Genomic DNA, 13659 nt, shown 5'->3' with positions numbered 1-13659 from the left:
CCACAGAAAGACCGAGACTGCCCCAGGTCCGCCGAGACGCCACATCGGGTCCGGGCATGACCAACCGGCGCCCGTGTACTAGAGTTATCTCGACATCGAGATATCTGCCCAGGCGCACCGTAGCCGCCACTCTAGTAAGGCATGCCTAACTTAGCCTGACCTTACTGGATCGGCCAAGTCGGCGTGGCGGCACGATTGACGGTGGTACGCGCACATCAATGAAGGAGACTGTCGTGTCGGCGAACAGCTTCGACGCCCGCAGCACGCTGCAGGTGGGCGACGAGTCGTACGAGATCTTCCGGCTGGACAAGGTGGAAGGCTCGGCTCGCCTTCCGTACAGCCTGAAGGTGCTGCTGGAGAACCTGCTCCGCACGGAGGACGGCGCGAACATCACCGCCGACCACATCCGTGCCCTCGGCGGCTGGGACTCGCAGGCCCAGCCCAGCCAGGAGATCCAGTTCACGCCGGCCCGCGTGATCATGCAGGACTTCACCGGCGTCCCCTGTGTCGTGGACCTCGCCACCATGCGTGAGGCCGTGAAGGAGCTCGGCGGCGACCCGGCGAAGATCAACCCGCTGGCCCCGGCCGAGCTGGTCATCGACCACTCCGTCATCGCCGACAAGTTCGGCACCCACGAGGCCTTCGCGCAGAACGTCGAGCTGGAGTACGGCCGCAACAAGGAGCGCTACCAGTTCCTGCGCTGGGGCCAGACCGCGTTCGACGAGTTCAAGGTCGTACCCCCGGGCACCGGCATCGTCCACCAGGTGAACATCGAGCACCTGGCCCGCACGGTCATGGTCCGGGGCGGGCAGGCCTACCCCGACACCCTGGTCGGCACCGACTCGCACACCACCATGGTCAACGGCCTCGGCGTCCTCGGCTGGGGCGTCGGCGGCATCGAGGCCGAGGCCGCCATGCTCGGCCAGCCGGTCTCCATGCTCATCCCGCGCGTCGTCGGCTTCAAGCTGACCGGTGAGCTGAAGCCGGGCACGACCGCCACGGACCTCGTCCTCACCATCACCGAGATGCTGCGCAAGCACGGCGTCGTCGGCAAGTTCGTCGAGTTCTACGGCGAGGGCGTGGCCGCCACCTCGCTCGCCAACCGCGCCACCATCGGCAACATGTCGCCGGAGTTCGGCTCCACCGCCGCGATCTTCCCGATCGACGACGAGACCCTGAACTACCTGCGCCTGACCGGCCGTGACGCCCAGCAGGTCGCGCTCGTCGAGGCGTACGCCAAGGAGCAGGGCCTCTGGCTGGACCCGAAGGCCGAGCCCGACTTCTCCGAGAAGCTGGAGCTGGACCTGTCGACGGTCGTCCCGTCGATCGCCGGCCCGAAGCGCCCGCAGGACCGTATCGTCCTCGCCAACGCCGCCGAGCAGTTCAAGAGCGACGTCCGCAACTACGTCGCCGACGACGACGAGGCGGGCAAGGAGTCCTTCCCGGCCTCCGACTCCCCGGCCACCGCCAACGGCGTGCCGACCAACCCGGTCCCCGTCACCGCCCCCGACGGCACCACGTACGAGATCGACCACGGCGCGGTCACCGTCGCGGCCATCACCTCCTGCACCAACACCTCGAACCCGTACGTCATGGTCGCCGCCGCCCTGGTGGCCAAGAAGGCGGTCGAGAAGGGCCTGACCCGCAAGCCCTGGGTCAAGACCACCCTCGCCCCGGGCTCCAAGGTCGTCACCGACTACTTCGAGAAGGCGGGCCTGACCCCCTACCTCGACAAGGTCGGCTTCAACCTGGTCGGTTACGGCTGCACCACCTGCATCGGCAACTCCGGCCCGCTGCCGGAGGAGGTCTCCAAGGCCGTCAACGACCACGACCTCGCGGTCACCTCGGTCCTCTCCGGCAACCGGAACTTCGAGGGCCGGATCAACCCCGACGTCAAGATGAACTACCTGGCCTCCCCGCCGCTGGTGGTCGCCTACGCGCTCGCGGGCTCCATGAAGGTGGACATCACCAAGGACGCGCTCGGCACCGACCAGGACGGCAAGCCGGTCTACCTGGCCGACATCTGGCCGACCGAGGCCGAGGTCAACGAGGTCGTCGCCAACGCGATCGGCGAGGACATGTTCAACAAGTCCTACGCCGACGTCTTCGCCGGTGACGCCCAGTGGCAGTCGCTGCCGATCCCGACCGGCAACACCTTCGACTGGGACCCGCAGTCGACCTACGTCCGCAAGCCCCCGTACTTCGAGGGCATGCAGCACGAGCCGTCGCCGGTCACCGACATCGCCGGTGCCCGCGTCCTCGCCAAGCTCGGCGACTCGGTCACCACCGACCACATCTCGCCCGCCGGTGCCATCAAGGCCGACACCCCGGCCGGCAAGTACCTCACCGAGCACGGTGTGGAGCGTCGTGACTTCAACAGCTACGGCTCCCGCCGAGGCAACCACGAGGTCATGATCCGCGGCACGTTCGCCAACATCCGCCTGCGCAACCAGATCGCGCCGGGCACCGAGGGCGGCTACACCCGCGACTTCACCCAGGCGGACGCTCCGGTGGCGTTCATCTACGACGCCTCCCGCAACTACATCGAGCAGGGCATCCCGCTGGTCGTCCTGGCCGGCAAGGAGTACGGCTCCGGCTCGTCCCGCGACTGGGCCGCCAAGGGCACCGCGCTGCTCGGCGTCAAGGCCGTCATCGCCGAGTCGTACGAGCGCATCCACCGCTCGAACCTGATCGGCATGGGCGTGCTGCCGCTGCAGTTCCCGGAGGGCGCCACCGCCGAGTCCCTCGGCCTGACCGGCGAGGAGACCTTCTCCTTCACCGGTGTCGAGGAGCTCAACAACGGCACCACCCCGCGCACCGTCAAGGTCACCACCGACACGGGCGTCGAGTTCGACGCGGTCGTCCGGATCGACACCCCCGGTGAGGCCGACTACTACCGCAACGGCGGCATCATGCAGTACGTGCTTCGCCAACTGGTCGGTTCTTGAGCTGATCGGCTCGGATACCAGAGGATCTGGTCGCTGACTCGCTGCTACCGGCGGTCACACCAGAGTCTCGCACAAGCGCCCCGTCAGGCTTCGGCCTGGCGGGGCGCTTGCCGTTTCCTACTGATCGAGTAGTGGCCGGTACGTGTCCCGCCGACGCTGATCCGCCCTTTGCCCTGAGCTGGGTGAGCAATAGTCCCCGAGTTCCGCGTTCGTCCCCCAGGTCCTGGCACCACTGAGAGTGCCAGGACCTGGGCCTGGTACCTCGTCCGGGTGACCGAAGCCCGTTCTGACCCAACCTCGCCCGTAGTACGCAACCCTCATCCCTGTCGGGATTCCTTCAGTCTGGGTGAAGTCGTGGAGGCGTGGGTCGGCTCTGGCCGTAGTACGCGATCTGCGCGAGTACCGGGCGCCGGTGAGCGAGGAGGAGCTCGCCGAGTTCGGGACTGATGTGCTGTCAGGTTTCGTTCTCGCCAGGGCTTCGGCCGGTCTGGTCGACGGCACGATTCGCAGCGACACCAACCACCTGGAGCTGATCCGGGACTGGTTCGGCCGTCCGCTGTGGGAGATGGAGCCGTCCGACGCCGATGTCTATTTCGGCAAGGTACTGCGCGACGCCGAACCGTCGACCCGCACTTGCCGGGCGGGCGCTCTGGCGGTGTTCTTCCAGTTCCTTGAGCTGCGGCACAAGGTCGAGCTGCACAACCTCACCGGCCGTGTGGTCGAGTGCCCGCTGGATGAGATGAACCGGCCGCGGGCCTCGGTGGAACCGCAGCTGCGGATCCCGCCCAGCGAAGCGGGGATCGAGGCGGTGTTCGCCGGGTGGCGCGAGGAGCTGGTGACCTGCCGCAAGTTCGGCCCGGCCGTCCGTAATTACGCGGTGGCCCGGCTGGCGGCGGACGTGGGGCTGAGGATCAACGAGGCACGGATGCTCGACCTGGACGATGTCCGGTGGGAGCTGGGGCGGTTCGGCAAGCTCAACGTCCGGCACGGCAAGGGTTCCCGCAGACGCGGGCCGAAGCCGCGGCTGGTTCCGCTGATCAACGGCGCCGACCGGAACCTGCGGTGGTTCATCGAAGACGTGTGGGGCCACTTCGACGCCGACCACACCCGGCCGGCCGCCCCGCTGTTCCCCTCCGAGCGCAAGAACCGGGACGGTTCCTGCTCGCGGGCGACCGCAGATGTCTTCCGCCGGTCGCTGGCCGATGCCGCCGCCCAGCACCTGCCGACGTGGGCCGGGAAGCTCACCCCGCACGTGCTGCGGCATTTCTGCGCCTCCCAGCTCTATCTCGCCGGCATGACCTTGTTCGCGATCCAGGAGCTACTCGGGCATACCTGGACCGGCACCACGGCCCGGTATATCCACGTCCACGGCACCCATGTCGAAGACGCCTGGGTCGCCGGACAGCAGCGCGCCACCGACCGATGGAAGGGACTGGCCCAGTGAAGTGGAACCTTCGACTGGCGGCCGCCAACCGCGGCATCTGGAAGGCCAGCGAACTCCAGCGGATGCTCGCCGAGCGTGGCGTCGTGATCAGCGCGGGGAAGATGTCGGGGCTGTGGTCCGGTCAGCCGAACACCGTCAAGCTCGACGAGCTCGACGTCATCTGCGCGGTGCTCGGCTGCGGCGTCGAGGAACTGCTGCTGCCCGAGCCGGAGCGGGTGCCGGAGCCGACGCTGGCGACCGACTCGCAGGCCACCGCGGCGGGTCAGCCGCGCGCCGTCGCCCCACGTCCTCGCACAGGCAGGTCTCTGCCCCCTCGATGAACTGCGTGCACTGCGACAAACTGCTGCCCGAGGGCTCGCGACGGGACCGGGCTTACTGCGACAACAAGTGCCGGGGCCTGGCCTCCCACTACCGGCGCAAGGCGGACGTCCCACCCCCCGCCACGCTGGCAGCACCCCGCCCTGACCTCGGACAACCTTGCGCTCCGGTCGGCCTCGGCCCGCGCCAAACAGCTCGGCGAGGCCAACGGATGGCCGCCGTCGCTCGTGCGGTGCGCGATGGACGGCCTGACGGCGGTGCTGGAGCACCGCCCGCCCGGCAAGCCCGTGAAGCTCACCGAAATCCGCTCGCGAATGCCTCGACACGCTTCCGGTTTCCGGGTCGCCGAAGTCCTCGCCGACCTGGACCTTCTGGAAGATGACAGCACCTCGTCGATCCGCTCCTGGATCGACGACCGCACCGGCGAACTGCCCGCCGGATTCGCCAGCGACGTCCGCGCCTGGCTGCTGGTCCTCCTCGACGGTGACAGGCGCGCCAGACCCCGGTCCCGCACTTGTCTCTACGTCTACTTGGGCTGCGTCCGCCCCCTGCTGGAGAACTGGGCGACGACCCGTGGGCACCTGCGCGAAATCACCGTCGCCGACGTCACGGCCGCGCTGTCACCCCTGCGCGGATGGCAGCGGCGCAACGCGATCGCCGCGCTGCGCTCACTGTTCCGCTTCGCCAAGAAGCGCGGCCTGATCTTCGCCAACCCCACCACCCGGCTCAGGGCTGAAGACATCCCACGCAGTCTGCTGCCGACGACCGACGCCGAAGTGCTCGCCGTCCAACGGATCGCCGTCACCCCGGCGCAACGGCTGATCGTCGCCCTGGCCGCCGTCCACGCCGCCCGCGCCACGGCCATCCGCCGCCTCACCTTGGACGACCTCGACCTGCCCAACCGCCGGATCACCATCGCCGGACATGGCCAACGGCTCGGCGAACTGCCCCACCAGACCCTGCTGGCCTGGCTCGACCAGCGCCGGGCCACCTGGCCAAAGACCCCCAACCGGCACGTCCTGATCAACGCGAAGACAGCCCTGGGAACCGGGCCCGTCAGCCCCGAATACCTTAAACGGCACCTGCTGCACCAGGGCGTATACCTCGAACGCATCCGCGGCGACCGGGTACTTCACGAGGCACTGACCGCCGGCGCCGACCCACTGCATCTCGCCCTGGTCTTCAACCTGTCCCACACCACCGCGAGCCGCTACGCGGCCATCGCCCAGAATCTGCTCGACGAGCAGATCGAGCAGACCGCCAGGAACGAATGAGTCCCCTGCCCATCAGGCGCTCACGGCCTGCATTTCATCAATGCCCGGAGATCATCAGCGGGCGTGGCTTCGGGGCGGTCAGTTGTACTCAATCGGTCTCACACTGCGGTGGGACCGGCCGGCCGAGAAACGCGGCGAGGCGATCAATGGCCGGAGCGGTCTCCTCGACGGGGCGCGGCTCGGCGAATCGTCCCGTTCGGGACTGGGTGGAGAGCTGAGCCTGAGTGAACGCCAGAGCCTGCTCGGCAAGGTCTTCGGGCAGCTGGGCAGGGATTCCGGTGGCCTGGGCGAGGTCCCAACCGTGAGCGAGCAGATCGTACAGGCGGATCTGCAAGCGCTCGGCGCCCGTGGCACTCCCCAAGGGTCCGCGATAACTCCGCTCGAGCACCCCAGGGCCGGAGAAAGCTGCCAGCAGCGAAGCACTGGAAGACCGGTAGGCGCCGACCGGGTCGTCACCGAGGCGGTCTACTCCGCGTTCGGGCATCGGGCCGCCCTCGATCATGGCTGCGAACACCAGGTCCATGCCGACCAAGTGGGCCACCACCTCGCGCACGTTCCATTCTGTGCACGGCGTCGGCTCCTTCCACTGCTCGGGGCGGACCTTGGCGAGCAGGTCGCCGACAGATTTGCATGCACGTGCGAGGTCTTCGACGGAAACGGTGGTCATCCGGGGAGACTACGGCGTCAACTGTGAGGCTGCCCACGGGATTTGCATCGGTGCGAACAGCCCCGCCGGATCGGGCGACCGCGCGATCGCTCAGCGTCGATGAGTGGCAGCTGCCGCAGGTACCTGCCCGCTCACTATAAACCTCGGGCTTTCACGAGCGGTGCCGTCTACCGCTTGCTCAGAGGCGCGAGAAGTGCTCCTGACCTGCAACGATGAGACCTGTGGAGGGTCCTGGCCGTTGCTGTTGAAGGAGCACTTCTAGGTGAAGAGTACTGACCTATATCCGCATGTCCGCGTCCAGCGCCACGGGTGGGGTCGGACGGGTGGGGTGCTGCTGGTCGAAACAGTCCGCAGTACCGGCCCGCATCAGGCGATAATGATCGTTGGCTGCCTGTGCGTATTCCTTGGGGGGTCTTGTGAGTCTGAGTCCGCGCGAGGTGTTTCTCCGGCTTGTTCATGGGGTCGCCGACGGGAACTCAAGCGAGTTGCCTGACCTGTATGGCGAGGTCACCGATGTCCGGCATCCGATGGCGACGCCGGAGTCCGAGCCGTTGACGAGTCGGCGTGCGCTTCGGGAGCACTTCACGGTGCCGCCGGAAGTTCGGGAGTCCTTGCCGAAGAGAAGTGTCGTCGATGTCGTCGTTCACGAGACCGCCGATCCTGAAGTGATCGTCGCCGAGTTCGCCTACGAGTTCACATTGCCGGACGACTCCATGGCCAAGGTGCCCTGCATCTTCGTCATGCGTGTGCGGGACGGTCAGATCATCGAGTCACGCGACTACATCGACCCGATCCGTACGTACACGGCACGCGGGGACCTTGACCTCCTCATCGCGTCGTTGCGGAAGGATGTTTCCTGAACTCAGTGACGAAGAACCCACCGCACTTCCGAGCACGCCTGCAGAAGACACCGTGGGTTCCCGGTGAAAGTCCCTCAGTCACGCTGAACCCACGGCTGACTACACGCAGTACGGCCGGTTTCCCCGGGGCCGGTTCGAGCTGTCGGGCGAGGCGGTGGAGTTCGTCGCCCGGCAGGTTCCGGTGCCCGCGTCCGAGCTGGACGGATACGAGTGGAGCGGCCGGACGGTCGAGTACCACCGGGCGCAGATCCGAGGGCACCTGGGTTTCCGGGAGTGCAGTGTCGCGGATGCGGACAAGCTGACGGCCTGGCTCGTCGAGCACGTCGCCTGCAAGGAGCGGCGGCCGGAGCAGGTGCGGGTTGAGCTGCTGGCCCGTTGTCGTACGGAGTGCATCGAGCCGCCGGCGGCGGGGCGGTGTGACCGGATCGTGGGGGCGGCGCTGCGGGTCGCCGAGGAGACGCTGACGGCGCGGATCTCGGCGCGGCTCACGGTGGAGAGCACCGAGCGGATCGTGGCCCTGGTCGCCGGCGCCGACCAGGAGAACGACGCCGAACCCGGTGACGCCGGTACCGGTGAGGGCGAGGACGGGCCGCCTGTCCTCGGGAAGATCAAGGAAGCGCCGGGCAACGTCAGCCTGGAGACGATGCTCACCGAGATCGACAAGCTGCTCGCGGTCCGCGCGGTCTGGCTCCCGCCGGACCTGTTCGTCGACGTCGCGCCGAAGGTGGTGGCCGGGTGGCGGGCGCGGGCCGCGGTGGAGTCCCCTTCCCATCTGCGCACGCACCCGCTGCCGTTGCGGGTGACGCTGCTGGCCGCCCTGCTGCACGAGCGGGAGTGTGAGATCACGGACACGTTGGTGGAGCTGCTGATCTCCACGGTGCACCGGATCGGGGCGCGGGCGGAGAAGAAGGTCACCGAGCAGCTGGTCAACGCGTTCAAGAAGGTGTCGGGCAAGGAGAACATCCTCTTCAGGCTCGCCGAGGCGTCGCTCGGCGCCCCGGAGGGGACCGTGCGGCAGGTCGTGTTCCCGGCGGTGTCCGGGGGTGAGGCGACGCTGCGGGAGCTTGTGCACGAGTTCAAGAGCCGCGGCCCGGTGTACCGGCGCACGGTGCAGACGACGTTGAAGGCGTCGTACGCCAACCACTACCGGCGCGGGCTGATCAAGCGGCTGGACGCGCTGGAGTTCCGTTCGTCCAACCACACCCACCGGCCGGTGGTCGAGGCCCTGGCGCTGGTGGCCCGGTACGCAGCGGCGGGCAACACCACGTACTACCCGCTGGGCGAGACGGTGCCGGTGCACAAGGCGATGGGCGGGGACTGGGCGGAGGTCGTGCACCGTGCCGACAAGCGGGGCCGGCGCCGGGTGGTGCGCATCGTCTACGAGATCGTCGCCTTCCAGACCCTGCGCGACCAGCTCAGGTGCAAGGAGCTCTGGGTCGTCGGCGCCGACAAGTGGCGCAACCCTGATGAGGACCTGCCGCAGGACTTCGCCGAGCGGCGCGAGGAGAACTACCGCGAGCTGCGCAAGCCCCTGGATTCCGCCGTGTTCGTCGACGAACTGCGCGAGCAGATGACCACCGAGCTGACGCTGCTGAACGACGGGATGCCCAAGCTGTCGTGGCTGGACATCGCCGAGCGGAAGTCCGGGGCGATCCGGCTGACTCCGGCGGAGGCCCAGCCCGAGCCGCGCAACCTGCATCGGCGCCGTGGCCGTCGTCGCGGTCGGCGGCCTGCTCATCAAGCTCGCCCGGAGGAACTACGCCACCGAGGACGTCGAGACCGACGAGTCACTCGGTGCGAGGGTTCCGACCCCCGTGGAGCTTGAGTTCGCCGCCATCGTGCGTGCTGCCGCAGAAAGCGTGGGGAAGATCATGAGTGTCTCCACGAGCGGCTATACCGTGGAAGCAAAGATCCGATCCAACTCCGGCAGGGGAACGTGGACGGCGTACTTCGAGTTTGATGAGGAGACAGGCCACTGCCACTACTCCCATCCCTACCAGGGCGCGACCGCGCCTCTGTTCTTCATCGAGGAGGTCCAACGGCGACTCGGCGATGCAGCGGCCGCTGGCGCGCAGCCCCCGGGCGGTACAGGGTGACCGGGATTAGTTGAGGCTGGCGTCTGTCTCCGGAGTCTTTCGGGCGTTGTTCCTGAGGTTGGCGAAGGGCAGAGCTCCTCCGTGGAGTTCTTTGAACTCGTCGATCAGGTCCTGCTCAGCCTCACCCGCGCCGTCGTCCTCGGTCGTCGGCCGCCAGGCGACGAGCAGTGCGTCCGAGTCGGCCAACTGCCAGATGTAGCGTCCGCCCCAGTGGCCGGCCAGCAGACCGGTGCCGTGGCGGCGGTAGTCGGCAAGCCGCTGATTCAGTCCGTCCTGGCCCGCGGCCTTGCCGATGTACACGACCGTCGCCCCGTCCACCCAGGCATCGCTGAGCTTGTCGGCGGTTACGGATGGGTCGCGGCCTTTGAGGTGTCCGGCGGGGCTGGCGGGGAGGAACGACGGGGGCGAGGTGTCCGTGCGGATCACCACGTAGATTCCGTGCTCGGTGGGGACGTTGCTGTCGTGCAGTTCACGGAACGGCACGAAGCCACGGAAGCCGCGTTCGGTCAGGGTCTTCTGCGTCAGCTCTGGTGTCGGGCTCATGCCGGGCATCGTGCCAGGCGCATCTGACAGTCCTCGGCGGTAGGTGTCATACCGCAGCCGAGCGGGGGGCAGGTCAACAATCCGCCCCCGCTCGGGCTTGGTGAGATTGGTACCTACTGATCTTTTCGTAAGTTCGGTGGGGGTGGTGGGTGGATGGTCAGGCCGGTATGGGCGAGGAATGACCATGGCAGTCGGGGGTTGGCATTGATGCGGCGGATGCCTTGCTCGGTGGCGTCGGCGACATCGGCGAGGTGGTCGCCGGCGAGGTTGGCGAGTTCGCGTTTCTTGAGTGAGGACCACAGCAGTTCCACCGGGTTCAGCTCGGGAGCGTAGGCGGGTAATCGCTCCAGGGTGAGCCAGTCCTGTTCGGTGACCCAGGCCCGCATTGCTCGGCTCCAGTGGGCGGACAGGCCGTCCCAGACCAGGACCACCCGCTCGCCGCGGTAGAACACCTTCATCTGCTCCAGGACCTCGATGAGTCCGGCGCTGTCGTAGCTGCCGGGCTTGAGGTGGAAGCACAGGCGGGCCCCGCGACCGCGGTCGGTGGAGTGGTAGCCCAAGGCTCCGGCCATCGACGCGCGCTTCCAGTTCAGGCGGTGCCGCAGGAGCGGAGTCCGCCCTCGGGGCGAGTAGGTACGGCGGATCTGGGGAAGCAGGGAGACGCCTGATTCGTCGAGGAAGACGATCCAGGCACATGTGTTCACGGCCCCTTTTTGATGCGCGGCCACTCGTGCGCGATCCAGCGGGCAATCTCCGACTCGTCCCGCTCGACCGCCCGCCGCTCAGGCCGTTGCAGGCTCCATCCGAGCCGGCCCGTCAGCAGCCGCCACACCGACGCCCTCGACAACACCACCCCCGTTGCCCGGGTGACGACCACGCCGACGCGTTCCAGGGTCCACAGGTCGGCCTCGAAACCATGAACCTGGGCACCCTTCTCCAACGCGGCCCGGACCATCTCGACCTGGCTGTCGTCCAGCTTCGGCGGGCGTCCGGTGGCTGCCCGCCTCCGCAGGCCCGAAGCACCGTCTTGCTCCCACACCCGCCGCCACCGCCGCACACTCTCGGCACACACCCCCACCGCCCTCGCGATCTCCGCATTCGAGACGCCGCCCTCGAACAACTCGACTGCCCGAACACGACGCGCCTCCGCCAACTGAGGCCGCGACAAGGGAGGAAGGGAGGAACCGGCAACCGAAGGGGAAGGTTGATATGCCACCCCGACAGCCTCCCACCCACACCGCCACCACCCCCACCGAACTTACGAAAAGATCAGTAGAGGTTGTCCCGTAACTGGTGGAGCGGTTGGTGCGTTGGCTGTGCATGGGTGTGGTGATCTCAGCTGGTGATCCGAAGTGGATCGGGCCGTTCTCCGGGCTGTCCGAGGTGCAGTTCGCAAGGCTGGTGGCGTTGGTGCGGCGTCGGGGCGGTGATGTGCAGCGCGGTCGTCCCTGGCGGCTGTCGCTGAAGGACAGGGTGTTGCTGGTGGCGACGTACTGGCGCACAAACCTCACGTTGCGGCAGGTGGCGCCGTTGTTCGGGGTCTCGAAGTCCGCGGCCGACCGCATCCTCGATCACCTGGCGCCCTTGCTGGCCATCTCGCCGGCCCGCAGGCCGCGCAAGGACACGGTCTACATCGTGGACGGCACCCTGGTGCCCACCCGCGACCGCAGCGTGGCCGCCTCCAGCAAGAACTATCGGTACTCGACCAACCTGCAGGTCGTGATCGATGCCAACAGTCGCCTGGTGGTGGCGATCGGCCTGCCGTTGCCCGGCAGCCGCAACGACTGCCGGGCGTTCACGGAGTCCGGCGTCGACCGGGTCTGCCGCGGTACCCCGGTTATCGCCGACGGCGGCTACCAGGGCACCGGACTGCTCATCCCGCACCGCAAACGACGAGGTCAGACGCACCTCAGCCCGCAACAGGAAGCGGAGAACGCCGTCCACCGCCGGGCGCGAGCGCGTGTGGAACACGCCCTGTCGCGGCTCAAGAACTGGAAAATCCTTCGGGACTGCCGCCTCAAGGGCGACGGAGTCCATCACGCCATGCTCGGAATCGCTCGCCTCCACAACCTCGCGTTGGCCAGGTGAGCAGCCTGCACCGGCTGTCTGGCTCAACTCAGCGTCAGGTGCACGAGATCAATCTCGTGCCCCCGGGCACGGGCAAAGCACCGGCTGCGCCCGGTTATGACGAAGCCGCACTTTTCCAGTACACGAATGGATCCGGCGTTGTCGGCAGCGGCGTCGGCGTGCAGTGGGCGGCTGCCCTCCAGCTTGATCAGCTCGGCGAGCGCCCGGGAGGCGATGCCTCGACCCCATTGAGTTCGCCCGACGACATAGGTGACCTCACGCTCGGAGGATGAACCGAACACCGCGGCATGCCCGACCACTACGCCGTCGGCGACAACGGTTCGCACGATCACCGCCGGATCGGATCGCACCTTGGCCCAGTGCTGGTCGAAGTGGCCGCGGTCGTAGTGGTACTTCCTGGTCACGGCTGCCATCTGCTGCAGTTCGGGGTCCGTCAACTGCTCCCAGAAGACAGGCAGGTCGCTGTCCTGAAGTTCGCGCAGGGATATCTCCATGAGTGAGGTGTCAGCCTCCGCAAGATCGTCACGAAAGTGGTCGGCTCAGCCTAGGACCAGCTCCCACTTACGGGACAACCTTTAGCGCACCGCCCCCACTGAGACCCAGGGCCTGGTCGGCACAGCGGCCGGGCCCTCCGCCGTTTGTGTAGTTCAGAGAAGACCTCTGGGTTATGAGCCCAGCGAGCTACCGAGCTGCTCCACCCCGCGTCGGTGTCCCAACCGCACGGCATCCGCGCGGCGCCGGCAGGGGTTTATGTCGTCGGGCCGTCCCTCGTGTCTGCCACGGGGTGGTGCCGAAGTCACGCCGTCCTGCAGGCCGACTACTACGCAGAATTGGAACAGCACGCTTCATGGTGAGAGATCCACGGTGGTCGATGGCTGGGGCTGCTGCACGCGGCCGTGCTGGCCGGTCGGCTACGGCACCATCACCACCGAGATCCTCCCCGCCGCCGACCGCCCCTTCTACCCGGCCGAGGCCTACCACCAGCAGTACCTTTCGAGCAGCAAAACCCGGGCGGACACTGCAGGTTGGGCGGCACGGGCGTGCCGTGCCCGACCGGTGTGGCGTCGGCTGAGGGATGAGCGACGAGTTGGACAGAGACCGCCTGTCCGTACTGTGCCAGCGCCAGTTCCCGAATGGGCCTCCCATCGCCCACGAACTGCGCACTGCCTACGGCGACCGCTGGGTGCGCTTCCACAGCCTGCCGGACTCTAAGCGCTACCCGGAGACGGAGGACGAATACGCCATCGCCCTCCACCGGTACAACACGGTCCTGGACGAACTCTTCGAGGGCGCCGACATCTACGTCATCACCGTGGCCTGGTCCTGGGAACCGGGCGGACCGGAACTCCCTTCAGAGCGGCACGAGGTGCACCCCCAGGGCACCCGATGGACAACGCTCGCGTACGACGACGATCCCGACC

Annotated in this window: 13 protein-coding genes, 1 tRNA gene and 2 pseudogenes; 10 read left to right on the top strand and 6 right to left on the bottom strand. The window is 67.6% G+C overall.

Features of this window, described 5'->3' with window-relative positions:
* Positions 1–233: 233 nt before the first annotated feature.
* The 4 genes from acnA (at position 234) to SSP29_RS30925 (ending at position 5984) form a co-directional block, all read left to right on the top strand.
* Entirely contained in the window at positions 234–2948 is a 2715-nt protein-coding gene (gene acnA / locus SSP29_RS30940) for an aconitate hydratase AcnA (protein ID WP_089104164.1), read from the top strand.
* A gap of 412 nt (positions 2949–3360) precedes the next feature.
* The gene (locus tag SSP29_RS30935) at positions 3361–4392 is read left to right on the top strand and encodes a tyrosine-type recombinase/integrase (RefSeq protein ID WP_150135233.1); all 1032 of its coding nucleotides are present in this window, start codon (positions 3361–3363) and stop codon (positions 4390–4392) included.
* Positions 4389–4712, top strand: a complete 324-nt coding sequence (locus tag SSP29_RS30930) for a helix-turn-helix domain-containing protein (RefSeq protein WP_089104162.1) — start codon at positions 4389–4391, stop codon at positions 4710–4712. Before SSP29_RS30935 ends, SSP29_RS30930 begins: the two co-directional genes overlap by 4 nt.
* Positions 4713–4949: 237 nt before the next feature.
* Positions 4950–5984 (top strand): site-specific integrase, encoded by a 1035-nt coding sequence (locus SSP29_RS30925; RefSeq protein ID WP_150135231.1) that lies wholly within the window; start codon positions 4950–4952, stop codon positions 5982–5984.
* 88 nt (positions 5985–6072) lie between these two features.
* Here the strand turns inward: SSP29_RS30925 and SSP29_RS30920 are convergent, their stop codons facing one another.
* Positions 6073–6651 carry a TIGR03086 family metal-binding protein gene (locus SSP29_RS30920; protein WP_089104160.1) on the bottom strand — a complete coding sequence of 193 codons (579 nt, stop codon included), beginning with the start codon at positions 6649–6651 and terminating at the stop codon, positions 6073–6075.
* Between the two features lie 416 nt (positions 6652–7067).
* Here SSP29_RS30920 and SSP29_RS30915 point away from each other — a divergent pair, with 416 nt between their 5' ends.
* The 3 genes and pseudogenes from SSP29_RS30915 to SSP29_RS30905 all read left to right on the top strand — a co-directional run bounded on the left by SSP29_RS30915 (position 7068) and on the right by SSP29_RS30905 (position 9607).
* Positions 7068–7511 carry a nuclear transport factor 2 family protein gene (locus tag SSP29_RS30915; protein WP_150135230.1) on the top strand — a complete coding sequence of 148 codons (444 nt, stop codon included), beginning with the start codon at positions 7068–7070 and terminating at the stop codon, positions 7509–7511.
* 121 nt (positions 7512–7632) lie between these two features.
* A pseudogene (locus SSP29_RS60130) lies at positions 7633–9336 on the top strand (DUF4158 domain-containing protein); the annotation flags it as partial.
* Positions 9326–9607 (top strand): hypothetical protein, encoded by a 282-nt coding sequence (locus SSP29_RS30905; RefSeq protein WP_089104157.1) that lies wholly within the window; start codon positions 9326–9328, stop codon positions 9605–9607. The pseudogene SSP29_RS60130 and the gene SSP29_RS30905, both read left to right, overlap by 11 nt.
* 6 nt (positions 9608–9613) lie before the next feature.
* Here the strand turns inward: SSP29_RS30905 and SSP29_RS30900 are convergent, their stop codons facing one another.
* The 3 genes from SSP29_RS30900 to SSP29_RS30890 all read right to left on the bottom strand — a co-directional run bounded on the left by SSP29_RS30900 (position 9614) and on the right by SSP29_RS30890 (position 11366).
* A complete protein-coding gene (locus tag SSP29_RS30900; protein WP_150135228.1) occupies positions 9614–10150 on the bottom strand; it encodes a hypothetical protein in 537 nt (178 codons plus the stop codon).
* Between the two features lie 113 nt (positions 10151–10263).
* The gene (locus tag SSP29_RS30895) at positions 10264–10854 is read right to left on the bottom strand and encodes a transposase (RefSeq protein ID WP_089104155.1); all 591 of its coding nucleotides are present in this window, start codon (positions 10852–10854) and stop codon (positions 10264–10266) included.
* On the bottom strand, positions 10851–11366 hold the full coding sequence (locus tag SSP29_RS30890) for a winged helix-turn-helix domain-containing protein (RefSeq protein ID WP_089104154.1): 516 nt from the start codon (positions 11364–11366) through the stop codon (positions 10851–10853). The genes SSP29_RS30895 and SSP29_RS30890 overlap by 4 nt, the downstream gene beginning before the upstream one ends.
* 104 nt (positions 11367–11470) lie before the next feature.
* On the opposite strand from SSP29_RS30890, the gene SSP29_RS30885 reads away from it, so the two are divergent.
* Positions 11471–12238 (top strand): transposase, encoded by a 768-nt coding sequence (locus SSP29_RS30885; RefSeq protein WP_089104153.1) that lies wholly within the window; start codon positions 11471–11473, stop codon positions 12236–12238.
* 23 nt (positions 12239–12261) lie between these two features.
* Here SSP29_RS30885 and SSP29_RS30880 read toward each other — a convergent pair whose 3' ends face one another.
* Positions 12262–12732 carry a GNAT family N-acetyltransferase gene (locus SSP29_RS30880; RefSeq protein WP_089104152.1) on the bottom strand — a complete coding sequence of 157 codons (471 nt, stop codon included), beginning with the start codon at positions 12730–12732 and terminating at the stop codon, positions 12262–12264.
* Positions 12733–12835: 103 nt separating this feature from the next.
* Positions 12836–12942: transfer RNA gene (locus SSP29_RS52815), tRNA-Met, on the bottom strand.
* 205 nt (positions 12943–13147) lie between these two features.
* Here SSP29_RS52815 and SSP29_RS56685 point away from each other — a divergent pair.
* Positions 13148–13317: pseudogene (locus tag SSP29_RS56685) on the top strand (peptide-methionine (S)-S-oxide reductase); the annotation flags it as partial.
* Positions 13318–13325: 8 nt separating this feature from the next.
* Positions 13326–13659, top strand: a 334-nt coding sequence (locus tag SSP29_RS30870) for a DUF3885 domain-containing protein (RefSeq protein ID WP_438363820.1), incomplete at its 3' end; no start/stop codon positions are given.

This window comes from Streptomyces hyaluromycini, assembly GCF_002217755.1.
GTDB classification, from domain to species: Bacteria; Actinomycetota; Actinomycetes; order Streptomycetales; family Streptomycetaceae; genus Streptomyces; species Streptomyces hyaluromycini.
The sequence above is the reverse complement of the archived record's forward strand: the minus strand, read 5'-3'. Positions and strand labels throughout refer to the sequence as shown.